The 21,289-nt window shown below is 62.1% G+C and carries 23 protein-coding genes and 1 riboswitch; of the genes, 4 read left to right on the top strand and 19 right to left on the bottom strand.

The features are described from left to right. From nuoN to X728_RS163420, 19 genes are all read right to left on the bottom strand, one after another. Window positions 1–1,437: an NADH-quinone oxidoreductase subunit NuoN gene (gene nuoN / locus X728_RS163335; RefSeq protein WP_023830508.1), complete on the bottom strand. Its 1,437-nt coding sequence runs from the start codon at window positions 1,435–1,437 to the stop codon at window positions 1–3. A gap of 18 nt (window positions 1,438–1,455) precedes the next feature. After that, window positions 1,456–2,961, bottom strand: coding sequence for an NADH-quinone oxidoreductase subunit M (locus X728_RS163340; RefSeq protein WP_023830507.1), 1,506 nt, complete (start codon window positions 2,959–2,961; stop codon window positions 1,456–1,458). Then, window positions 2,961–4,934, bottom strand: coding sequence for an NADH-quinone oxidoreductase subunit L (nuoL, locus tag X728_RS163345; RefSeq protein WP_023830506.1), 1,974 nt, complete (start codon window positions 4,932–4,934; stop codon window positions 2,961–2,963). The genes X728_RS163340 and nuoL overlap by 1 nt, the downstream gene beginning before the upstream one ends. Window positions 4,935–4,944: 10 nt before the next feature. Beyond that, window positions 4,945–5,253, bottom strand: coding sequence for an NADH-quinone oxidoreductase subunit NuoK (gene nuoK / locus X728_RS163350; RefSeq protein ID WP_023670810.1), 309 nt, complete (start codon window positions 5,251–5,253; stop codon window positions 4,945–4,947). A gap of 1 nt (window position 5,254) precedes the next feature. Then, a complete protein-coding gene (locus tag X728_RS163355) occupies window positions 5,255–5,875 on the bottom strand; it encodes an NADH-quinone oxidoreductase subunit J (protein ID WP_023830505.1) in 621 nt (206 codons plus the stop codon). A 123-nt stretch (window positions 5,876–5,998) separates the two neighbouring features. Continuing rightward, window positions 5,999–6,490 (bottom strand): NADH-quinone oxidoreductase subunit NuoI, encoded by a 492-nt coding sequence (gene nuoI / locus X728_RS163360; protein ID WP_023690956.1) that lies wholly within the window; start codon window positions 6,488–6,490, stop codon window positions 5,999–6,001. After that, window positions 6,490–7,533, bottom strand: coding sequence for an NADH-quinone oxidoreductase subunit NuoH (gene nuoH, locus X728_RS163365; protein WP_023685202.1), 1,044 nt, complete (start codon window positions 7,531–7,533; stop codon window positions 6,490–6,492). Before nuoH ends, nuoI begins: the two co-directional genes overlap by 1 nt. A gap of 2 nt (window positions 7,534–7,535) precedes the next feature. Further along, the gene (gene nuoG, locus X728_RS163370; RefSeq protein ID WP_023830504.1) at window positions 7,536–9,617 is read right to left on the bottom strand and encodes an NADH-quinone oxidoreductase subunit NuoG; all 2,082 of its coding nucleotides are present in this window, start codon (window positions 9,615–9,617) and stop codon (window positions 7,536–7,538) included. Continuing rightward, on the bottom strand, window positions 9,617–9,898 hold the full coding sequence (locus X728_RS163375; RefSeq protein ID WP_023830503.1) for a pentapeptide repeat-containing protein: 282 nt from the start codon (window positions 9,896–9,898) through the stop codon (window positions 9,617–9,619). The genes nuoG and X728_RS163375 overlap by 1 nt, the downstream gene beginning before the upstream one ends. Before the next feature lie 11 nt (window positions 9,899–9,909). Beyond that, window positions 9,910–10,602 (bottom strand): NADH-ubiquinone dehydrogenase subunit, encoded by a 693-nt coding sequence (locus X728_RS163380; RefSeq protein ID WP_023830502.1) that lies wholly within the window; start codon window positions 10,600–10,602, stop codon window positions 9,910–9,912. 74 nt (window positions 10,603–10,676) lie between these two features. After that, complete coding sequence (gene nuoF / locus X728_RS163385) at window positions 10,677–11,981, bottom strand: NADH-quinone oxidoreductase subunit NuoF (protein ID WP_023670819.1); 1,305 nt, start codon at window positions 11,979–11,981, stop codon at window positions 10,677–10,679. Window positions 11,982–11,984: 3 nt separating this feature from the next. Continuing rightward, window positions 11,985–12,188 (bottom strand): hypothetical protein, encoded by a 204-nt coding sequence (locus X728_RS163390; protein WP_023830501.1) that lies wholly within the window; start codon window positions 12,186–12,188, stop codon window positions 11,985–11,987. After that, entirely contained in the window at window positions 12,188–13,519 is a 1,332-nt protein-coding gene (locus X728_RS163395) for an NADH-quinone oxidoreductase subunit E (RefSeq protein ID WP_023830500.1), read from the bottom strand. Before X728_RS163395 ends, X728_RS163390 begins: the two co-directional genes overlap by 1 nt. Continuing rightward, entirely contained in the window at window positions 13,520–14,032 is a 513-nt protein-coding gene (locus X728_RS1000000167600) for a hypothetical protein (RefSeq protein ID WP_023700376.1), read from the bottom strand. Continuing rightward, window positions 14,032–15,222 (bottom strand): NADH-quinone oxidoreductase subunit D, encoded by a 1,191-nt coding sequence (locus tag X728_RS163400; protein ID WP_023670822.1) that lies wholly within the window; start codon window positions 15,220–15,222, stop codon window positions 14,032–14,034. The genes X728_RS1000000167600 and X728_RS163400 overlap by 1 nt, the downstream gene beginning before the upstream one ends. Window positions 15,223–15,288: 66 nt before the next feature. After that, complete coding sequence (locus tag X728_RS163405; RefSeq protein WP_031193090.1) at window positions 15,289–15,666, bottom strand: four helix bundle protein; 378 nt, start codon at window positions 15,664–15,666, stop codon at window positions 15,289–15,291. Window positions 15,667–15,699: 33 nt separating this feature from the next. Beyond that, complete coding sequence (locus X728_RS163410; protein ID WP_023700377.1) at window positions 15,700–16,302, bottom strand: NADH-quinone oxidoreductase subunit C; 603 nt, start codon at window positions 16,300–16,302, stop codon at window positions 15,700–15,702. 4 nt (window positions 16,303–16,306) lie between these two features. Beyond that, window positions 16,307–16,888: an NADH-quinone oxidoreductase subunit B gene (locus X728_RS163415; RefSeq protein ID WP_023670824.1), complete on the bottom strand. Its 582-nt coding sequence runs from the start codon at window positions 16,886–16,888 to the stop codon at window positions 16,307–16,309. After that, complete coding sequence (locus X728_RS163420) at window positions 16,879–17,244, bottom strand: NADH-quinone oxidoreductase subunit A (protein ID WP_023670825.1); 366 nt, start codon at window positions 17,242–17,244, stop codon at window positions 16,879–16,881. Before X728_RS163420 ends, X728_RS163415 begins: the two co-directional genes overlap by 10 nt. A 327-nt stretch (window positions 17,245–17,571) precedes the next feature. On the opposite strand from X728_RS163420, the gene X728_RS163425 reads away from it, so the two are divergent. The 4 genes from X728_RS163425 to cobW all read left to right on the top strand — a co-directional run bounded on the left by X728_RS163425 (window position 17,572) and on the right by cobW (window position 21,289). After that, on the top strand, window positions 17,572–18,783 hold the full coding sequence (locus X728_RS163425; protein ID WP_023830499.1) for a winged helix-turn-helix domain-containing protein: 1,212 nt from the start codon (window positions 17,572–17,574) through the stop codon (window positions 18,781–18,783). Window positions 18,784–18,812: 29 nt separating this feature from the next. Next, window positions 18,813–19,505, top strand: coding sequence for a DUF6348 family protein (locus X728_RS163430; protein WP_023690307.1), 693 nt, complete (start codon window positions 18,813–18,815; stop codon window positions 19,503–19,505). A gap of 58 nt (window positions 19,506–19,563) precedes the next feature. Then, window positions 19,564–19,771, top strand: a riboswitch (cobalamin riboswitch). Window positions 19,772–19,808: 37 nt separating this feature from the next. After that, complete coding sequence (locus tag X728_RS163435) at window positions 19,809–20,234, top strand: DUF1636 family protein (protein WP_023700378.1); 426 nt, start codon at window positions 19,809–19,811, stop codon at window positions 20,232–20,234. A gap of 2 nt (window positions 20,235–20,236) precedes the next feature. After that, the gene (cobW, locus tag X728_RS163440; RefSeq protein WP_023830498.1) at window positions 20,237–21,289 is read left to right on the top strand and encodes a cobalamin biosynthesis protein CobW; all 1,053 of its coding nucleotides are present in this window, start codon (window positions 20,237–20,239) and stop codon (window positions 21,287–21,289) included.

Below are 21,289 nucleotides of genomic sequence, written 5' to 3'. Positions count from 1 at the left end.
TCAGAAAAATGTCTTGGCGGCGGCTTCGGCGTAGGTCGCGATCGGACCGCCGATCAGCACATAGAACAGCACGAAAGCGCCGGAGACACCAAGCACGAGGCGCAGCTCAACCGCCATCGGAACGAAGCCGCCGGCCGGTTCGTCGAACCACATGATCTTGATGATACGCAGATAGTAGAAAGCGCCCACGACGGAGGCCAGCACGCCGATGATCGCCAGCGCATAGAGGTTGGCGTTGATGGCGGCGAGGAACACGTACCATTTCCCCCAGAAGCCGGCGAGCGGCGGGATGCCGGCCAGCGAGAACATCAGGATGGTCAGGATCGTCGCCATGATCGGGTTGGTCGACGACAGACCGGCGAGATCGCTGATCTGCTCGACATTGCCTTCCTTGCGCCGCATGGCGAGGATGAAGGCGAAGGTGCCGAGCGTCATGACGAGATAGATCAGCATGTAGATGGCGACGCCGCGCACGCCGGCCTGGCTGTTGGCGGCAAGGCCGACCAGCGCGTAGCCCATATGGCCGATCGAGGAGTACGCCATCAGCCGCTTGATGTTGGTCTGGCCGATGGCGGCAAAGGAGCCGAGCGCCATCGAGGCGATCGAGATGAAGACGATGATCTGCTGCCAGTCGGAAGCGATCGGCTTGAAGGCGCCCATGGTGACGCGCACGATCAGCGCCATCGCCGCCATTTTGGGGGCAGCCGCCAGGAAAGCGGTGACCGGCGTCGGCGCGCCCTCGTAGACATCGGGCGTCCACATATGGAACGGCACCGCGGAAATCTTGAAGGCAAGGCCGGCCAAAACGAAGACCAGGCCGACGACGAGGCCGAGCTGGCGCTCGCCGCTGCCCAGCGCGGAGGAAATTTCCTGGAAGCCTACATTGCCGGTGTAGCCGTAAATGAGGCTGATTCCGTAAAGCAGCATGCCCGACGATAGCGCGCCGAGCACAAAATACTTCAAACCGGCCTCGGTCGAACGCAGATTGTCGCGATTGATCGCCGCCAGCACGTAAATCGCCAGCGACTGCAGCTCGAGGCCGAGATAGAGCCCGATCATGCCGTTGGCCGAGATCATCAGCATCATACCGAGCGTGCAGAGCAGGATCAGCACCGGGTATTCGAACTTGTCGAAATGCTCCTGCCTGGCGAAGCGCATCGACATCACCAGCGTCACCGCCGAACCGATCAGCGACAGCACCTTCATGAAGCGGGAGAACGGATCCTGGATGAAGGCGTTGCCGTAGGCGCTCCCCTGCCCCGTGGGAAAGATCAGCCATAGGCCTGCGATCACCAGCACGGCGACGGCAAGGCCGGTCACCAGAATGGCAGTGTTGGCGCGCGAATAGGCGCCGACCATCAACAGCGCCAGCGCGCCGATGGCGAGGATCAGCTCCGGCGTCGAGAGCGAAAGGCTGGAATAAAGGTCCGGCGTCATGGTTCGCAAAACCTCTGGTCAGTTCGCCGCCGCGGTCTGCGCGGCGCCGATGGATGCGGTGACATTGGTGACGAGCCCCTTGACCGACTGGGCCGTGGCATCGAAGACGGGAGCGGGATAGACGCCGAAGAAGATGACTAGCACGACCAGCGGGTAGATGATCGCCTTCTCGCGCGTCGACAGATCGAGCAGGCCCTTCAGGCTTTCCTTGGTCAGCGCGCCGAAGATCACCCGGCGGTAGAGCCAGAGCGCGTAGGCCGCCGACAGGATGACGCCGGTGGCGGCGAAGAAAGCCACCCAGGTGTTGACCCGGAACACGCCGAGCATGGTCAGGAACTCGCCGACGAAGCCTGACGTGCCCGGCAAGCCGACATTGGCCATGGTGAAGATCAGGAACACCGTGGCGTATTTCGGCATGTTGTTGACCAAGCCGCCATAGGCGTCGATCTCGCGCGTGTGCATGCGGTCGTAGATGACGCCGACGCACAGGAACAGCGCGCCCGAGACGAGGCCGTGGCTCAGCATCTGGAAGATCGCGCCCTGCACGCCTTCCTGGTTCATGGCGAAGATGCCCATGGTGACGAAGCCCATATGCGCGACGGAGGAATAGGCGATCAGCTTCTTCATGTCCTCCTGCATCAGCGCCACCAGGGAGGTGTAGATGATGGCGACGACCGACAGCGTAAACACCAGCGGCGCGAACATTTCCGAGGCCAGCGGGAACATCGGCAGGGAAAAGCGCAGGAAGCCGTACCCGCCCATTTTCAACAGGATGCCGGCCAGGATCACCGAGCCCGCCGTCGGCGCTTCGACGTGGGCGTCGGGCAGCCAGGTGTGCACCGGCCACATCGGCATCTTCACCGCGAAGGAGGCGAAGAAGGCCAGAAATAGCCATGTCTGCATGTGGGCCGGGAAGTTGTGGGTCAGCAGCGTCGGGATGTCGGTGGTGCCCGCCTGGAAGAACATCGCCATGATGGCGAGCAGCATCAGCACCGAGCCGGCCAACGTGTAGAGGAAGAACTTGAACGAGGCATAGACGCGGCGCTTGCCGCCCCAGACGCCGATGATGATGAACATCGGGATCAGGCCGGCCTCGAAGAAGACGTAGAACAGCACGATGTCGAGCGCGCAGAACACGCCGATCATCAGCGTTTCCAAGAGCAGGAAGGCGATCATGTAGGCCTTGACGCGCTTGTCGATCGCTTCCCACGACGCCAGGATGCAGAGCGGCATCAGGAACGTCGTCAGGATGACGAACAGCATCGAAATGCCGTCGACGCCCATATGGTAGGAGATGCCGGAATCCAGCCAGGCAAACTTCTCGACGAACTGGAAGCCGGCCTGCGAATTGTCGAAGCCGGTCCAGATGAACAGCGAGATGATGAAGGTGGCCGCCGTCGTCGTGAACGCGATGGCGCGGATGTTGCGACGCGCATTCGGGCTGTCATCCCTGATGAACAGGATCATCAGCACACCTACGAGCGGCAGGAAGGTGACCAGCGAGAGGATTGGCCAGGCGGTCATCAGAGCATCATCCAGGTGACGAGTGCGGCCACGCCGATCAGCATGGCGAAGGCATAGTGATAGAGATAGCCGGTCTGCAGCTTGACGACGCGGTCGGTGACATCGACGACGCGCGCCGAAATGCCGTCAGGGCCGAGCCCGTCGATGATGGTGCCGTCGCCGGTCTTCCACAAGAACCTGCCCAGCGCCTTTGCCGGCCGCACGAACAGGACGTCGTAGAGCTCGTCGAAGTACCATTTGTTGAGCAGGAAGGCATAGAGCAGCCGATGGTTGGCGGCGACGCTCCGGGGCAGTTCCGGCGAGCGGATGTAGAACTTCCAGGCGACGGCAAAGCCGATGATCATGGCGACGAACGGTGCCAGCTCGACCCACAGCGGCAATTCGTGGATATCGTGCAGGATGTGGTTGTCCGGCAGCGTGAACAGCGAGGCCTTCCAGAATTCGGCATAGGCTTCGCCGATGAAGGCACCATGGAAGATAACGCCGGCAAACAGCGCGCCCGCGGCCAGGATGAACAGCGGCACCAGCATCACCGGCGGCGATTCATGGACATGGTGCATGACGTCGTGGCTCGCCCGCGGCTCGCCGTGGAAGGTCATGAAGATCAGCCGCCAGGAGTAGAAGGACGTGAAGCAGGCGGCGATGACCAGCAGGACAAAAGCGAGGCCGGCGACCGAATTGTGGTCGGCAAAGGCAGCCTCGATGATGGCATCCTTGGAGAAGAAGCCGGCGGTGCCGATGACGGTCACCGGAATGCCGACGCCGGTCAGCGCCAGCGTGCCGATCACCATCATCCAGTAGGTCTTCGGAATGAGCTTCCGCAGGCCACCCATCTTGCGCATGTCCTGCTCGTCGGAGACGGCATGGATGACCGAGCCGGAGCCCAGGAACAGCAGCGCCTTGAAGAAGGCATGCGTGAACAGATGGAAGATCGCCGCGCCATAGGCGCCGACGCCGAGCGCGACGAACATGTAGCCGAGCTGCGAGCAGGTCGAATAGGCGATGACGCGCTTGATGTCGTTCTGGACCAGGCCGACGGTCGCCGCGAAGAAGGCGGTGAAGGCGCCGATGAAGGTCACCACCGTGAGCGCCGAATGCGACAGTTCGAAGAGCGGCGACAGCCGCGCCAGCATGAACACGCCGGCCGTCACCATGGTGGCGGCATGGATCAGCGCGGAAACCGGCGTCGGGCCCTCCATCGCGTCCGGCAGCCAGGTGTGCAGCGGCACCTGCGCCGACTTGCCCATGGCGCCCATGAACAGCAGCAGGCAGACGATGGTCATGGCCGCCTGCTTGTCCAGCGCATAGCCGAGGAAGGTCAGCACGGCGGCCCCTTGCGGCGCGCCTTCGGCCGGAATGAACGTCGCGGCATTGGCGAAGATGGTGCCGAGATTGACCGAGCCGAACAAAACGAAGACGCCGAAAATGCCGAGCGCGAAGCCGAAATCGCCGACGCGGTTGACGACGAAGGCCTTGATGGCCGCTGCATTGGCCGACGGCTTCTTGTACCAGAAGCCGATCAGCAAATAAGAGGCGAGACCCACCCCTTCCCAGCCGAAGAACATCTGCACCAGATTGTCGGCCGTCACCAGCATCAGCATGGCGAAGGTGAACAGCGACAGATAGGCGAAGAAGCGCGGCCGGTTAGGGTCGTGGTGCATGTAACCGATCGAATAGATGTGGACCAGCGCCGACACCGTGTTGACCACGACCAGCATCACCACGGTCAGCGTGTCGATCCTGAGCGCCCAATTGGCGTCGAGCCCGCCCGACTGGATCCAGCGCAGCACCGGCACGGTGAACACTTCGCCTTCGCCGAAGCCGACCGAGAAGAAGGCGACCCAGGACAGCACGGCCGAGATCACCAGGAAGCCGGAGGTGATGTATTCCGAGGCCTTGGCGCCCAGCGCATTGCCGAACAGGCCGACGATCAGGAAGCCGAGCAGCGGAAGGAAGACGATCGCTTGATACATGTTAGCCCCGTCAACCCTTCATCTGGTTCACGTCTTCGACCGCGATCGAGCCGCGGTTGCGGAAGAAGACGACGAGAATGGCAAGACCGATGGCCGCTTCAGCGGCTGCAACCGTCAGCACGAACAGCGCAAACACCTGTCCGACGAGATCGCCCAATGCCGCCGAGAAGGCGACGAAATTGATGTTGACCGCCAAAAGGATCAGCTCGATCGACATCAGGATGACGATGATGTTGCGGCGGTTCAGGAAGATGCCGAACACGCCGAGCGTGAACAGAATCGCCGATACGGTCAAATAATGTGCGATGCCGACGACCATCTCAGAGCCCCTCGCCCGACTTGACCTTGCGGATTTCCATGCCCGTCGCCGGCGTGCGGCCGACCTGGGCGGCGATCGACTGCCGCTTGACGCCCGGCTTGTGGCGCAGCGTCAAGACGATGGCGCCGATCATGGCGACCAGCAGGATGAGGCCCGAAATCTGGAAGTAGTAGAGGTAGTCGGTATAGAGGATGTCGCCGAGTGCTGCGGTGTTTGTCCGCGCGGCAAGATCCGGGATGGGTTTGGAGACCGTCGAAGCCAGTTGCGGCGCGAATGTGTAGCCGCCGAGCACCACAATCAGCTCCGCCGCCAGGATCAGCCCGACCAGCGCGCCGATCGGCGCATATTGCAGGGCGCCTTCCTTCATCTCGGCGAAGTCGACGTCGAGCATCATGACGACGAACAGGAACAGCACCATGACCGCGCCGACATAGACGACGAGCAGGATCATCGCCAGGAACTCGGCGCCGGTCAGCATGAACAGGCCGGCGGCGTTGAAGAAGGTCAGGATCAGGAACAGCACGGAATGCACGGGGTTGCGCGACGAAATGACCATGAAGGCCGACGCCACCGCGACAAAGGCGAAGAGGTAGAAAAAGGCCGCCTCTAGTCCACTCAGCATTGGGGATCCCCCGGGTTCCTGTCCAAACAGGACATCCGTCCTGTTTGATTTCTGCGACCGCCTCCGGCCGGCAAGTTGCGTTGTCCTTAGACGAGGCCCCTCGCCCCGTCCATGCGTCAAATGTCAGCGGTAGGGCGAGTCCAGCGAGATGTTGCGCGCCAGTTCGCGCTCCCAGCGGTCGCCATTCGCCAGCAGCCTGTCCTTGTCGTAGTAAAGCTCTTCGCGCGTCTCCGTCGCGAACTCGAAATTCGGCCCCTCGACGATGGCGTCGACCGGGCAGGCTTCCTGGCAGAAGCCGCAATAGATGCACTTCACCATGTCGATGTCGTAGCGCACGGTGCGGCGCGTGCCGTCATTGCGGCGCGGGCCGGCCTCGATGGTGATCGCCTGCGCCGGACAGATCGCTTCGCACAATTTGCAGGCGATGCAGCGTTCCTCGCCATTGGGATAGCGGCGCAGCGCGTGCTCGCCACGGAAGCGCGGGCTGGTCGGCCCTTTCTCGTGCGGATAGTTGATCGTTTCCTTCGGCGCGAAGAACTGGCGCATCGACAGGAAGAAGGCGCTGACGAAATCCTGCAGCAGCAGCGATTTGGCGGCCTGGCCAAGAGCGGACATCACGCAAACCCCGTGATCTTGAGGAAGGCCGCGGTGGCAACGACCATGAACAGCGAGATCGGCAAAAACACTTTCCAGCCGAGCCGCATCAGCTGGTCGTATCGGTAGCGCGGCACGAAGGCCTTCACCATCGAGAACATGAAGAACATCAGGCAGATCTTGAGCACGAACCAGATCACGCCGGGCACCCAGGTGAAGGGGGCGAAGTCGAAGGGCGGCAGCCAGCCGCCGAGGAACAGGATGGTGGCCAGCGCGCACATCATCACCACGGCGACGTATTCGCCGAGGAAGAACAACAGGAACGGCGTCGAGGAGTATTCGACCATATGGCCGGCGACGAGTTCCGACTCGGCTTCCACCAGGTCGAAGGGCGGGCGGTTGGTCTCGGCCAGCGCCGAGATGAAGAAAATGACGAACATCGGGAACAGCGCCAGCCAGTGCCAGTCGAGGAAGCTGTTGGGCAGGCCAAGCTTGGTGCCCAGACCGTCCTGCTGCGACAGCACGATGTCCGACAGGTTGAGCGAGCCGACGCAGAGCAGCACGGTGACGATGACGAAGCCGATCGAGACTTCGTAGGACACCATTTGCGCCGCCGAGCGCAGCGCGCCGAGGAACGGGTATTTCGAGTTGGACGCCCAGCCGCCCATGATCACGCCATAGACCTCGAGCGAGGAGATGGCGAAGACGTAGAGGATGCCGACATTGACGTTGGCGATCCCCCAGCCCGCATTGACGGGAATGACCGCCCAGGCTGAGATTGCCAGCACGGCCGACACCAGCGGCGCCAGCAGGAACACGCCCTTGTTGGCGCCGGACGGAATGACCGGTTCCTTGAAGACGAATTTCAGCAGATCGGCGAAAGCCTGCAGCGTGCCCCACGGGCCGACGACGTTCGGGCCGCGGCGCAATTGCACCGCCGCCCAGATCTTGCGGTCGGCGTAAAGCAGATAGGCGACCCCGATCAGCAAAACGACGATCAGCACGACCGACTTCAAAAGGATGATCAGCGTCGGTAGCACGTAGAAGGAGAAGAAGGTGTCCATGTCTACTCTGCCGCCTGCCTGAAGCCGTTTTTCGCCAGCGCCGAGCATTCCGCCATGACAGCGGAGGCCCGCGCGATCGGGTTGGTCAGATAGAAATCCGTGACCGGCGAGGTGAAAGTGCCCTTGTTCAGCCGCCCGCCGAGCTTCGCCACCTTGGCGACGTCATCGGCATTGCCGGGTTCGACATGATCGATGCGGGCGAGATGCGGGTATTCGCCATAAAGTTTGGCGCGCAGCTGCTGCAGCGAATCGAATGGCAGTTTCTTGCCGAGCACATCCGACAGCGCCCTCAGGATCGCCCAGTCTTCGCGCGCATCGCCCGGCGCGAAGCCGGCGCGGTTGGTCTGCTGCACGCGTCCCTCGGTGTTGACATAGGTGCCGGACTTTTCGGTGTAGGCGGCTCCCGGCAGGATGACATTGGCGCGGTGCGCACCGGCGTCGCCATGCGTGCCGACATAGACGACGAAGGCGCCGCCGGTCTTGGACATGTCGATCTCGTCGGCGCCGAGCAGGAACAGAACCTCGCTCTCCCCCAGCATGCCGGCAACGTTCTTGCCGCCCTTGCCAGGCACGAAGCCGACATCGAGACCGCCGACGCGCGCGGCCGCAGTGTGCAGCACGGCAAAGCCGTTCCAGTCGGCGCGGGCAGCGTTGACGGCGGTGGCGAGTTTCGCCGCCTGGCCGAGCACCGCCGCGCCGTCGGCACGCGACAGCGCGCCCTGGCCGACGATGATCAGCGGATGCGTCGCCTTCTTCAGCACCTGGAAGAACTTGCCATTGCCATCGGCCAGATCTTTCAGAGATTCCGGACCGGCGCCGAGCTGTTCATAATCGTAGCGTGTGTCGCCGACCTCGCCGATGATGCCGACCGGCAGATTGCCGATCCGCCAGCGCTTGCGGATGCGGGCATTTAGCACCGAGGCCTCGAAGCGCGGATTGGCGCCGATGATCAGCACCGCGTCGGCCTGCTCGATGCCCTCGATGGTCGGGTTGAAGATGTAGCTGGCGCGGCCGAGCGCGGGATCGAGTGCGGCGCCGTCCTGGCGGCAATCGGTGTTCCTTGAGCCCAACGCAGCCATAAGCTGCTTCAGTGCGTAGATTTCCTCGACGGCGGCAAGATCGCCCGCAATCGCGCCGATTTTCTGGGGCGCAGCACTCGACACCGCATCCCTGATCGCAACGAAGGCTTCGGCCCAGCTGGCCGGCGCCAACTTTCCGTCCTTGCGGACATAGGGGCGGTCGAGGCGCTGCGTGCGCAATCCGTCCCAGATGAAGCGGGTCTTGTCGGAAATCCACTCCTCGTTCACCGCTTCATTGACGCGCGGCAGGATGCGCATCACCTCGCGGCCGCGGCTGTCGACGCGGATTGCCGAGCCGACGGCGTCCATGACGTCGATGGATTCTGTCTTGGTCAGCTCCCACGGCCGTGCCTGAAAGGCGAAAGGCTTCGACGTCAGCGCGCCGACCGGGCAGAGGTCGATGACATTGCCCTGCAGCTCCGAGGTCATGGCGCTTTCGAGATAGGTGGTGATCTCGGCATCCTCGCCGCGGCCGATCAGGCCAAGCTCGGAAATGCCCGCAACTTCCGTGGTGAAGCGAACGCAGCGCGTGCAGTGGATGCAGCGGTTCATCACCGTCTTGACCAATGGGCCGATATATTTGTCTTCGACCGCGCGCTTGTTCTCGTGATAGCGCGAGGAATCGACGCCGAAGGCCATCGCCTGGTCCTGCAGGTCGCATTCGCCGCCCTGGTCGCAGATCGGGCAATCCAGCGGATGGTTGATCAAGAGGAATTCCATCACCCCTTCGCGGGCCTTCTTGACCATCGGCGTGTTGGTGAAGATTTCAGGCGCCTCGCCATTGGGTCCCGGACGGAGGTCGCGCACATTCATGGCGCAGGAGGCCTGCGGCTTCGGCGGCCCGCCCTTCACCTCGATCAGGCACATGCGGCAATTGCCGGCGATCGACAGCCGCTCATGGAAGCAGAAGCGCGGCACTTCCGCGCCGGCGTCCTCGGCCGCCTGTAGCAGCGTGTAGTGGTCGGGTACAGTGATCTCTTTCCCGTCGACCTTGAGCTTTGCCATCAATTGCCCCTGGCGGTCTGCGCCGTCTCATATGCCTGAAACAGATCGCTCAGCCTGATGCCATTGATCATCATGCCGGCGACTTCAGCGTTTTCTATCTTCAAATTGCTCATATTCACATTGCTGAAAAACGCGTCCGAGAGGTTCGCGTCCTCCACAACGGCCGCCGACAGGTCGACGTTGTGAAACTGCGTGTTCGACAAGTTCACATCGTCAAATCTGGAGTTGCTGACGATGGCATCGCGCACATCGAGAACATCGCTCCTGTCGTGGATCTCCATGCCTGCCACCCCTACTTCTTCGCCTTGGCGGCCAGCGTCAGCGCCGCGGCCTGGCGGGTCCACTCGTCGCGGCCGATACGGCCGGTGAGCGACAGGTAGTCCTCGACCCAGGCGATCTCTTCTGGCGCCCAGGCGGCGATCTGGGCAAAGGTCCAGATGCCGAGGCCGTTCAGCACCTTTTCCAGCTTCGGCCCAACGCCGGTGATCGCCTTGAGATCCGACGGCTTGGCCGGACGAGCCACGGCCTTGGGCTGTCTGAAATCCTCCGGCATCAATCCGATCGTCGCGCCTTCGGCGACGGCCTCGGTCTTCTCCGGCTCGGCATCGACGGTGAGAGCGGCAATATCGGTCACATCCTGGGCAAAACTCTGCGCCTCGGCGATCAGGGTTCTGGTCGCCGCGCGCGCCTTGGTGGCGGGGGCGGTCTCGGCGAACCCTTGGCTGCGCTGTTCGAAATCGTCGATGATCGGCTGGAAAATCCGCTGCGATGCCTCGGCAGCACCCGACAAGGCGCCGAGCCACACGCCAAATGCATGGTTGGCAAGGCCGAAGCCCAGCGCCGACATCGCGGCGGCACCCGCGACAGGATGCGCGAGAAGGTTGACGGCGCTGGCCATCTCCTTCGGCATCATCCTGGTCAAATCCTGGTTCATCTTTTCAAGCTGGTCCAAATTGGGCATCAAAGGGTTCGAATACGGCGCCATAGACATCTCCTGGTCGTTTCTTCGCTTGCCCCGCCCCGCTGTGTCAGTCCCGGGCTTGCGCCCGTATTTCAAATCTACTCAGCCGCCACCATCACCGGTTCGGCCCGGTGCGCGTTGCGCGAAAACTCGTCGATGCGCCGCTCCACCTCGCCGCGGAAATGCCGCATCAGGCCCTGGATCGGCCATGCCGCGGCATCGCCCAGCGCGCAGATCGTATGACCCTCCACCTGTTTGGTGACGTCGAGCAGCATGTCGATCTCGCGCTTCTGCGCCTCGCCGCGCACCAGCCGCTCCATCACCCGCCACATCCAGCCGGTGCCTTCGCGGCATGGTGTGCACTGGCCGCAGCTCTCATGCTTGTAAAAATAGGACAGCCTGGCAATCGCCTTCACGATATCGGTCGACTTGTCCATGACGATGACAGCCGCCGTGCCGAGCCCGGATTTCAGGTCGCGCAAAGCATCGAAATCCATCGGCGCATCGATGATCTGCTCGGCCGGCACCAGCGGCACCGAAGCGCCGCCCGGAATGACCGCGAGGAGATTGTCCCAGCCGCCGCGAATGCCACCGCAATGCGTCTCGATCAGCTCGCGGAACGGGATCGACATCGCCTCTTCGACGGTGCACGGATTGTTGACGTGGCCGGAGATGCAAAACAGCTTGGTGCCGACATTGTTGGGCCGGCCGAAGGACGAGAACCAGGCGGCGCCACGGCGCAAAATGGTCGGCGCGACCGCGATGGACTCGACATTGTTCACGGTTGTCGGACAACCGTACAAGCCGACATTGGCCGGGAATGGCGGCTTCAGCCGGGGCTGGCCCTTCTTGCCTTCGAGGCTTTCGAGCAGCGCTGTTTCCTCGCCGCAGATGTAGGCGCCGGCGCCATGGTGCATGTAGATGTCGAAATCGTAGCCGGACGTGTTGTTCTTGCCGATCAGCCTGGCCTCATAGGCCTCGTCGATGGCGCGCTGCAGCGCTTCGCGCTCGCGGATGAACTCGCCGCGCACATAGATGTAGGCGGCGACCGCGCCCATGGCGAAGCCGGCGATGAACGAGCCCTCGACCAGCGTGTGCGGATCGTTGCGCAGGATATCGCGGTCCTTGCACGTGCCGGGCTCGGATTCGTCGGCGTTGACAACGAGATAGCTCGGCCTTCCGTCGCTCTGCTTGGGCATGAACGACCATTTCAGCCCGGTCGGGAAGCCGGCGCCGCCACGGCCGCGCAGGCCGGACGCCTTCATCTCATTGACGATCCACTCTCGCCCCTTGGCGATGATGCCGGGCGTGTTGTCCCAGGCGCCGCGCGCCATCGCGCCGGCCAGTGACTTGTCGAAGAGCCCGTAGATGTTGTTGAAGATGCGGTCTTTGTCGGCCAGCATGACTTACCTCTTTCCCCGCAAGACGATCGAGAACCACACCAGCACGCCCATGCCGGTCGCGGCCATCGATTCCAGGGTATCCGAAAACGGCAATTCGACGAGGCGCCGAAGCCCCTCCAGAAGGATGTTGGCAGCAGCGATGCAGACAATGCCGATGACAATGCTGCGCAGCGTCAGCAAAGATCCGGTGCTTTGCGCTTCAGCCATCAACGTGGCTCCTTGCCGAAGACGCGGATGTATTCGGCGACGCCGCCCTTGGCGAGCGCCTTGGCCTGCTTGCTCCAGTCGTCGCGCTCGATGCGGCCCTGAAAAGCGAGATATCCATCCACCCAGTCGCGCTCGGCCTTATTCCAGGATGCGACCTGTGTGAAGGTGAAGATGCCAAGCGAGTGAAGGATGCCCTCGATCTTCGGGCCGATGCCCGAGATCAGCTTGAGATCGTCGACCGCAGCCGGCCTGTCGATTCCGGCCGGACGGTTCTTGTCCTCGAGCGACGGCTTTGCGGGCCTGGCTGCCGGCGCCTTGACGGCCGGGGCCACCGTGGCCTTGGCCGCTGGCGCCTTGAATTCCGGCGCAGTGAAGGCAGTTGCCGGCGTGGCGGTGGTCTTCGGGCCATTACGCTGCTTGGCGACCTTCTCGACTTCAGGCGCCGCGGTGTTGGCGTTGGCGGCCGAATGCAGGGGCGCCGGGACGCTCGCCGCTTTTTCCGCCGCCGGTGCAACCTTGGCCCTGGAGGGCGACTTCAACGCCGAGCTGGTTTCCGGCGCATCGGTTTTCGGCTTGCCGGCGTTGGATGGCGCCACCGGGGCGGCCGCTGCAGGAGCCGCAGGCGCCGGAACAGGCGCTGCAATGATCGCGTCGGGCGCCGCGTGGGCAGCCTTGCTCGCCGCCCTGGCTTCCTTGTCGCGAGTCGCTTTGAGGATCGCCTTTTCGCTCTTCAGCGTCGTCAGGCCAGGCGCCGGCTCCGAGCCGGTTCTGCCATTTTGCGGTCCCGTGGGAACCGAGGCGCCCTTGCCCGCATCGTAAAGATCGATGATTTCGGCCAGCCGCTCGGGGGTGAGATCCTCGAACGTATCCTTGAAGACCATCACCATCGGCGCGTTGACGCAGGCGCCGAGGCATTCGACTTCCTCCCACGACAGTGTGCCCTTGTCGTTGGTGTGGAATTGGTCGTGATGGATTTTCGAGCGGCACACATCCATCAGCGCTTCCGAGCCGCGCAGCATGCAGGGCGTGGTGCCGCAGACCTGGATATGCGCGCGCGTGCCGACCGGATTGAGCTGGTACTGCGTGTAGAAGGTCGCGACTTCGAGCCCGCGAATGCGCGGCATGCCGAGCATGTCCGAAATCGTCTCGATCGCCGCCTTGGTGACCCAGCCTTCCTGCTCCTGCGCAATCATCAGCAAGGGAATGATCGCCGACTGCTCCCGGCCCTTCGGATATTTCTTGATCCATTGCTTCGCAACCGCCGCATTCGCCCGGTTGAAGGCGAAGGTGGCTGGCTGGACGCTTGCATCTGCGAGACGGCGGACTGACATTTAGCGATCGGGCCCCTGCTCTGCTACGAGAGCTATTGCGGTTTCACATTCCTTCTGATGAGAAAACGGAATGCGTTCGGCAGATCGAGCAACACTCGCAAATCGCTCTGCGGGCAACATGTATTGCCACAGCCCCAGAACAGTTTGCCTTACTTGAGGCGAGATCCATGCCATGACCGCATCAGCGTCGATGTCATCGTCGAACAAGTGCTCGTAAAAAGCGACACCAGCCGCATTCCAAATCTGTTTGTTCGGGTGAACGGCAGCCCATTGGGCGAACCCATGCATTCTACCCAGCTTGTCGACGTCATTGTCGCGGTGGGCAAGGCGCGTCTTGGGTAGCAGGGTAAAAAAGAAGTCATAGATCGAACAGTGCTGAGTCGAGTTGTAAGAAGCCTCGGCGAACTCGACTGGCAGCATGGCTTTTGCCAATTCGCGCCACCGCGGCAGGGCAGCGTCCGCATTCCCTCGAACACCGACCTGAGAGCGCACTGTAGGATTGGCTGCCGCCATCACCGATCAACCTCCCCGAAGACGATATCGAGTGAGCCCAACACGGCGGTGACGTCGGCCAGCATGTGGCCACGGCAGAGGAAATCCATGGCTTGCAGATGCGCGAAGCCGGGCGCGCGCAGCTTGCAGCGGTAGGGCTTGTTGGTGCCGTCGGAGACGAGATAGACGCCGAACTCGCCCTTCGGCGCCTCGACCGCGGCATAGACCTCGCCGGCCGGCACGCGGTAACCCTCGGTATAGAGCTTGAAATGATGGATCAGCGCTTCCATCGAGCGCTTCATCGCCTGGCGCTTGGGCGGCACCACCTTGCCGTCGAGGTTCGACACCGGCCCGGTGCTCTCCTTGCCGAGCAGAAGGTCGACGCACTGACGCATGATCTTGGCCGACTGGCGCATTTCTTCCATGCGCACGAGATAACGGTCGTAGCAGTCGCCGTTCTTGCCGATCGGGATGTCGAAATCCATCTCGGAATAGCATTCATAGGGCTGCGACTTGCGCAAATCCCAGGCAGCACCCGAGCCGCGCACCATGACGCCGGAAAAACCCCAGGCCCAGGCGTCGGCCAGCGACACGATACCGATATCGACATTGCGCTGCTTGAAGATGCGGTTGCCGGTAAGCAGCTTGTCGAGGTCGTCAAGCGACTTCAGGAACGGGTCGATCCACTTGCCGATGTCCTCGACCAGCTTCGCCGGCAGATCCTGGTGCACACCGCCCGGACGGAAATAGGCCGCATGCATGCGCGAACCGGAAGCGCGCTCATAAAACACCATCAGCTTTTCGCGTTCGACGAAACCCCACAGCGGCGGCGTCAGCGCGCCGATATCCAGCGCCTGCGTCGTCACATTGAGGATGTGCGACATGATGCGGCTGAGCTCGGAATAGAGCACGCGGATCAACTGGCCGCGCTTCGGCACTTCGATGCCGAGCAACCGCTCGGTGGCGAGCGCGAAGGCATGCTCCTGGTTCATCGGTGCGCAATAATCGAGCCGGTCGAGATAGGGCACCGCCTGCAGATAGGTCTTGTGCTCGATCAGCTTTTCAGTGCCGCGATGCAGCAAGCCGATATGCGGATCGACGCGGTCGACCACCTCGCCGTCAAGCTCCAGCACAAGACGCAAAACACCGTGCGCCGCAGGGTGCTGCGGTCCGAAGTTGATGTTAAAGTTGCGGACGGAGGTTTCAGCCATTCTGGCGCCTCTGGCGAAGAGTCAGTAGTGAGTAGTGAGTAGTGATCATCAATCTCAATGCCTGCTTCATTCCGCCTGCTTGGCCTGCACCGTTCGGATAAGAGATCTCATCATTTTTCCAATCTCTTCGCATCGCAGCAGCAGCTCAATCTCATTGTCTTTTCGCAGCAGGCCAACCCGACATGCCAGCAGTATGTGTGTCTCCAGTTCCTTCAACGAGCCTTGCGCCATGCGCAAAAATTGAACGAACGACCCTCTGTTCTCCCGACCGTATCCCTCCGCGACGTTCGCTGCGACCGAAACCGCCGATCGGCGCATCTGAGAGGTCATGCCGTAAATCTCATCCCTCGGAAACTCTTTGGTGAAACGGTAGCAATCCTCAGCAAGCGTCATCGCCGATTGCCACACCTTCAAGTCGCGATAAGATTCGATCCGTTGCTCCAAATCTTTTGCTACTGACTACTCACTACTTCCTACTCACTGTTTCGCCTTCTCATCGCCTGGCAGGACGTAGTCCGTCCCTTCCCATGGCGAGAGAAAATCGAAGTTCCTGAATTCCTGCTTCAATTCCACCGGCTCGTAGATCACGCGCTTGGCTTCGTCGTCGTAGCGCACCTCGACGAAACCTGTCAGCGGGAAGTCCTTTCGCAGGGGATGGCCCTCGAAACCGTAATCCGTGAGGATGCGGCGCAGGTCCGGATGGCCGGAGAACAGCACGCCATAGAGATCGTAGGCTTCGCGCTCATACCAGTCGGCGCCGGGATAGACAGCGGTGAGCGACGGCACCAGCGTCTCTTCGTCGGCCTGCACCTTGATGCGGATGCGCAAATTCTGCTTCGGCGACAGCAGATGATAGACGACATCGAAACGCTTGACGCGCGACGGGTAGTCGGCGCCGCAGATATCGATGATCGAAATGAACTGGCAGCCCGAATCGTCACGCAGGAAGCTTGTCACCTCGATCAGATTGTCTGTAGCAACCGAGATCGTCAGTTCGCCATAGGCAAGCACTGCATCGGTGACGCGGCCCGGCAGCCTTTCGCCGAGATAAGTCGACAGTTCGCTCAGGGATGCGGCCATGGGTCTACCGTTCGATCGTGCCGGTGCGGCGGATCTTCTTCTGCAGGAGAAGAATGCCGTAGAGCAGCGCTTCGGCGCTTGGCGGGCAGCCGGGCACATAGATGTCGACCGGCACGATGCGGTCGCAGCCGCGCACCACCGAATAGGAATAGTGATAATAGCCGCCGCCATTGGCGCAGGAGCCCATCGAGATGACGTAGCGCGGCTCCGGCATCTGGTCGTAGACCTTGCGCAAAGCCGGAGCCATCTTGTTGGTCAGCGTTCCCGCCACGATCATTATGTCCGACTGGCGCGGCGACGCGCGAGGAGCCACGCCAAACCTTTCAGAATCATAGCGCGGCATCGAGGTGTGGATCATCTCGACGGCACAGCAGGCGAGACCGAAGGTCATGAACATCAGCGAGCCGCTGCGTGCCCAGGTGATCAGCGCCTCGGTCGAGGTGACCAGAAAACCCTTGTCGGCCAGTTCATTGTTGATCTCGAGGAAGAACGGATCGTCGGAACCGACCGGACGTCCGGTATTGGGGTCGATCAGGCCTTTGGGCTTCGGCGCGACGAGCGTTCCGGAACTGTCGTTCAATCCCATTCCAGCGCTCCTTTTTTCCACTCATAGGCAAAGCCGATGGTCAGCACCGCCAAAAACACCATCATCGACCAGAAACCGAGCATGCCGATCTTCGAGAACGACACCGCCCACGGAAACAGGAAGGCCACTTCCAGATCGAAGATGATGAACAGGATCGACACTAGGTAGAAGCGGATGTCGAATTTCATCCGGGCATCGTCGAACGAGTTGAACCCGCACTCGTAGGCGGAAAGCTTCTCCGGATCGGGATTGCGATAAGCCACCAGGAACGGCGCGATGATAAGCGCCAGGCCTACAACTGCGGCCACGGCGATGAAGAGGACGATGGGCAGGTATGAACTGAGGAGTACGTTCATGCTCGGCTTTCCGTTGGCGGCCAATCCACTTTGATTACAGCAACCAACCCTAATGCGGAAGCGCGACAGTTTAACCGCTGAACCGTGTTAGGTGCCTTTGCTGCAACGCGGCGAGGGTTAGCGCACGGCTTTCAGCGAAGCAAGTCAAACCTTGTTCAAAAGACAGTGCTGGACGGCAGGCCGGGAAAAACTGGTCCGATCTCCTCCTGTTTGATTTCCTTCATCTTTCACTCCACTTTTGTCTCCTGACACATCTCCCGCCATTTGCCTGCTAACATGACCGGAATCGCCGGCTAAAGTCGGGAAAATGGTTCGAGGCAAGACACTTTGACGAAGGACAAAATCTCACTCCCCGCGGCCAGGCGCATCGCGCTCGCCGCGCAAGGATTTCTCGATCCCCGCCCGGTCGGCACGCCCGATCGCCGCCACCTCGCCCGCGTGCTGTCGCGCACCGGCCTGCTGCAGATCGATTCCGTCAGCGCCGTGGTGCGCGCCCACTATATGCCGCTCTATTCGCGCCTTGGCCCCTACCCGCTCACCCTGCTCGACAATGCCGCAATCACCCGCAAGCGCACCGTGTTCGAGTACTGGGCGCATGAGGCCTCGTTCCTGCCGGTCGAGACCTACCCACTGATGCGCTGGCGCATGCAGCGCGCTGAAAGCGGCGACGAAATGTATCTGGGCCTCGCCAAATGGGGCCGCGAGCACGCCGCCTATATCGAAGAGATCTACCGCGCGGTCGCCGAGCGCGGCCCGATTGCCGCTTCGGCACTGGAGGGCCAGAAAGGTTCGGGCGGCTGGTGGGGCTGGAGCCACGCCAAGCACGCCTTCGAATGGCTCTTCTGGGCCGGACGCATCACCACGGCGCACCGCCGTGGCTTCGAGCGTTTCTACGACCTGCCCGAGCGCGTGCTGCCGCAGGCGATCCTCGACCTGCCGGTGCCGGCGGCCGAGGACGCGCACCGCGAATTGCTGCGCATTTCCGCCCGCGCCCACGGCATCGCGACGTCGGGTGACCTGCGCGATTATTTCCGCTTGTCGCCGGCCGACATGAAGGGCCGGTTGGAGGAACTGGTCGAGATGGGCGAGTTGCTGCCGGTAAACGTCGAAGGTTGGGACAAGCCGGCTTACCTCTATAGGGACGCCCGCCTGCCGCGAAAGATCGAGGCCCGCGCCTTGCTGGCCCCCTTCGATCCGGTGGTCTTCGAGCGCGCGCGCACCGAGCNCCGCTACCGCATCGAGATCTACACCCCGGCCGACAAGCGGCAATATGGCTATTACGTGCTGCCTTTCTTGCTCGGCGACAAGATCGTCGCCCGCGTCGACCTCAAGGCCGACCGGCCTGCGAGTGTCTTACGCGTCCACGCCGCCTATGCCGAAGCAGGCGCACCGCCTGAGACCACCGCGCAGCTTTTCGAGGAACTAAAGGCGATGCAGGGCTGGCTTGGCCTTGAGCGCATCGAAGTGACGCCGGCCGGCAATCTGGGGCCGGCATTGGCTAGCGAGAGAGATGGCCAACCCTTGCAGCGTCTGTCATAGACGCCTCAATAAGCCTCGTAGGTTGTGCAATGGCATCGGACAAAGTGCTCGACATGATCCATGGCGCCCTCATTGCGCATGGAATAGATGCAGTCCGCAGAGATAGGGACGTCATGCTCCAATCGAAGCAGCTTCGGTTTGAGGCTGAGGTGTTCGAGACGAGTTCTGACCGGCTGGTCCTGGAAATCTACATTTTTTCTCCGCTGCTTGATGTTCAGCCGGTCATTGAATCCTTTGCTGGCTTCGGCGACACGCGCGAACAGGAACTGAACCAGGCGTTTGAAAAGTTTCTCCGTGGTGTTTTCCATGTGGCCATTGAGGGACTGGCCGATCACGTCTGCGAGAACATGCAGGCCGAAATAGAGCTTTGGCAGCGAAGCAGCGCCAGTTGGAAGATCTGGCGAAAAGATGCCCGCTGGAAAATCTATAGCGGCCCGGTCATTTCCCAGGCCACAACCGAGCTATGCTCGCTGACACCAGGCTATCCAGCATTCTATGCCAAGCTGGAAAAGCTGTTCACAGCTTCGGTACCCCCCGGAAGCCATTTTGTCCGGACCTTTCTGGCAGGCTTGAAGGGCACGCTGATTAGTGCCGAAGTCCTTCTGGACAACGCGGTTTGGCATGAGGGACAGAATCTGGCTGTCGGTCATGACTGGGACTATAGCGATGGCTATCAAGCTATCCGACAGGTCATCCTGGCACTGCCGGAAGCCGGGACATGACAGCCCCTGCCGACATCGCCATGTCGTAGCCGTGCGTTGACACCGCTGCCTGCAAAAGCCTAAATCCGCTCCAGACGGTCCCCTGCCCGCAACGGCAAGGGCCAAGAGGGAATGCGGTGCGGGACGAAAAAATCCCAAATCCGCGGCTGTCCCCGCAACTGTAAGCGAAGAGCCAAGGCCGAAAGCCACTGGGTAACACCGGGAAGGCGGCTAACCAAGGCAATGACTCGCGAGCCAGGAGACCTGCCGTCTGAGACAAAGTATCCGATCGCCTGGCGGGTTTCCGGGCAAGGAGCACGGTTTTTGGACCAGAACAGCAGTTTTTCGGCTGGCACAGCGGACATTGCGTCCGGCGACAACGACGCCCTGACCGGCGTGACCGTCATCGTCTGCGCCTCCTGCCGCGATGAGACCGGTTCCGACGCCCATCCGCGCGCCGGCGAATTGCTGGCTGAGGACACACGCCGCGCCGCTGCCGGCGATATCCGGGTCCGCACCGCCGAATGTCTCGGCAATTGCAAGCGCCGCCTCAGCGCCGCGATCCTGCGCGATGGCTGCTGGAGCTATGTCTTCGGCGATCTGACCGCAACCAGCGGCGCCGACCTCGTTACCGGCGCAAAGCTCTTCGCGACTTCGGCCGACGGCCTCATCCCGTGGCGCGGCCGGCCCGATAGCCTCAAGCGCGGCCTCGTTGCCCGCATCCCACCCCTCGACATGCTGAAGGACTGACGATGAACGCTTCAAACCCGGCCGCCAACCTCTCCCGTGTTCCCTGCACTGTCGTTACAGGCTTCCTCGGCGCCGGCAAGACGACGCTGGTCCGCCATCTCCTGGAAAATGCCGGCGGCAAGCGCATCGCCATCATCGTCAACGAGTTCGGCGACATCGGCATCGACGGCGAGATTCTCAAGGGCTGCGGCATCGACACCTGCCCGGAGGAAAACATCGTGGAACTGGCCAATGGCTGCATCTGCTGCACCGTCGCCGACGATTTCGTGCCCGCGCTCGACAAGATCCTCGCACTGACGCCGAAGGTCGACCACATCCTGATCGAGACCTCGGGCCTGGCTCTGCCCAAGCCGCTGGTCCAGGCATTCCAGTGGCCGAGTGTGAAAAGCCGGGTAACCGTCGACGGCGTCATCGCCGTGGTCGACGGCCCGGCGCTGGCTGAGGGACGCGTTGCCCACGATATGGACGCCCTGCAGGCTCAGCGCGCTCAGGACGAAACGCTCGACCACGACGATCCGGTCGAAGAAGTCTTCGAGGACCAGATCGCCTGCGCCGACCTGATCATCCTGTCGAAAAGCGATTTGATGGATTCAGCCGGTTCGGCCCGCGCCAACGCCATCATCAATGAGCATTCCGCTCGCGCGGTAAAAATCGTGCCGACTGCGCATGGCAAGGTCGACCCGTCGGTGCTGCTTGGCCTCGGTCTCGCCGTCGAAGACGACATCGAGAACCGCAAGTCGCATCACGACGGCGCTTTCGATCATGAGCATGACGATTTCGACACCTTCATCGTCGACATCCCCTCGATCGCCAATCCCGACGACCTGGCCAAGCGCGTCGCCACCGCCGCCGAACAGGAAAACGTGTTGCGTGTAAAAGGCTTCGTCGATGTCGGCGGCAAGCCGATGCGGCTTTTGCTGCAGGCCGTCGGCCCACGCGTCAACCATTACTATGACCGCGCCTGGACGGCCGAGGACGATCGCCGCTCGCGGCTCGTCGTCATTGGCCTGAAGGGGCTGAACCGTCCGGCGATCGAGCGTATACTCGCCGGTTGA

It is taken from the genome of Mesorhizobium sp. L103C119B0 (assembly GCF_000502235.1).
In the GTDB taxonomy this organism is placed as follows: Bacteria; Pseudomonadota; Alphaproteobacteria; order Rhizobiales; family Rhizobiaceae; genus Mesorhizobium.
Note: the sequence above shows the minus strand (reverse complement) of the source record. Positions and strands in the feature narration are given on the sequence as shown.

Coding starts and splice junctions, on each gene's coding strand:
- nuoN (WP_023830508.1), bottom strand. CDS start 1,437: ATGACGCCGGACCTTTATTCCAGCCTTTCGCTCTCGACGCCGGAGCTG.
- X728_RS163340 (WP_023830507.1), bottom strand. CDS start 2,961: ATGACCGCCTGGCCAATCCTCTCGCTGGTCACCTTCCTGCCGCTCGTA.
- nuoL (WP_023830506.1), bottom strand. CDS start 4,934: ATGTATCAAGCGATCGTCTTCCTTCCGCTGCTCGGCTTCCTGATCGTC.
- nuoK (WP_023670810.1), bottom strand. CDS start 5,253: ATGGTCGTCGGCATCGCACATTATTTGACCGTATCGGCGATTCTGTTC.
- X728_RS163355 (WP_023830505.1), bottom strand. CDS start 5,875: ATGCTGAGTGGACTAGAGGCGGCCTTTTTCTACCTCTTCGCCTTTGTC.
- nuoI (WP_023690956.1), bottom strand. CDS start 6,490: ATGTCCGCTCTTGGCCAGGCCGCCAAATCGCTGCTGCTGCAGGATTTC.
- nuoH (WP_023685202.1), bottom strand. CDS start 7,533: ATGGACACCTTCTTCTCCTTCTACGTGCTACCGACGCTGATCATCCTT.
- nuoG (WP_023830504.1), bottom strand. CDS start 9,617: ATGGCAAAGCTCAAGGTCGACGGGAAAGAGATCACTGTACCCGACCAC.
- X728_RS163375 (WP_023830503.1), bottom strand. CDS start 9,898: ATGGAGATCCACGACAGGAGCGATGTTCTCGATGTGCGCGATGCCATC.
- X728_RS163380 (WP_023830502.1), bottom strand. CDS start 10,602: ATGGCGCCGTATTCGAACCCTTTGATGCCCAATTTGGACCAGCTTGAA.
- nuoF (WP_023670819.1), bottom strand. CDS start 11,981: ATGCTGGCCGACAAAGACCGCATCTTCAACAACATCTACGGGCTCTTC.
- X728_RS163390 (WP_023830501.1), bottom strand. CDS start 12,188: ATGGCTGAAGCGCAAAGCACCGGATCTTTGCTGACGCTGCGCAGCATT.
- X728_RS163395 (WP_023830500.1), bottom strand. CDS start 13,519: ATGTCAGTCCGCCGTCTCGCAGATGCAAGCGTCCAGCCAGCCACCTTC.
- X728_RS1000000167600 (WP_023700376.1), bottom strand. CDS start 14,032: ATGGCGGCAGCCAATCCTACAGTGCGCTCTCAGGTCGGTGTTCGAGGG.
- X728_RS163400 (WP_023670822.1), bottom strand. CDS start 15,222: ATGGCTGAAACCTCCGTCCGCAACTTTAACATCAACTTCGGACCGCAG.
- X728_RS163410 (WP_023700377.1), bottom strand. CDS start 16,302: ATGGCCGCATCCCTGAGCGAACTGTCGACTTATCTCGGCGAAAGGCTG.
- X728_RS163415 (WP_023670824.1), bottom strand. CDS start 16,888: ATGGGATTGAACGACAGTTCCGGAACGCTCGTCGCGCCGAAGCCCAAA.
- X728_RS163420 (WP_023670825.1), bottom strand. CDS start 17,244: ATGAACGTACTCCTCAGTTCATACCTGCCCATCGTCCTCTTCATCGCC.
- X728_RS163430 (WP_023690307.1), top strand. CDS start 18,813: ATGGCATCGGACAAAGTGCTCGACATGATCCATGGCGCCCTCATTGCG.
- cobW (WP_023830498.1), top strand. CDS start 20,237: ATGAACGCTTCAAACCCGGCCGCCAACCTCTCCCGTGTTCCCTGCACT.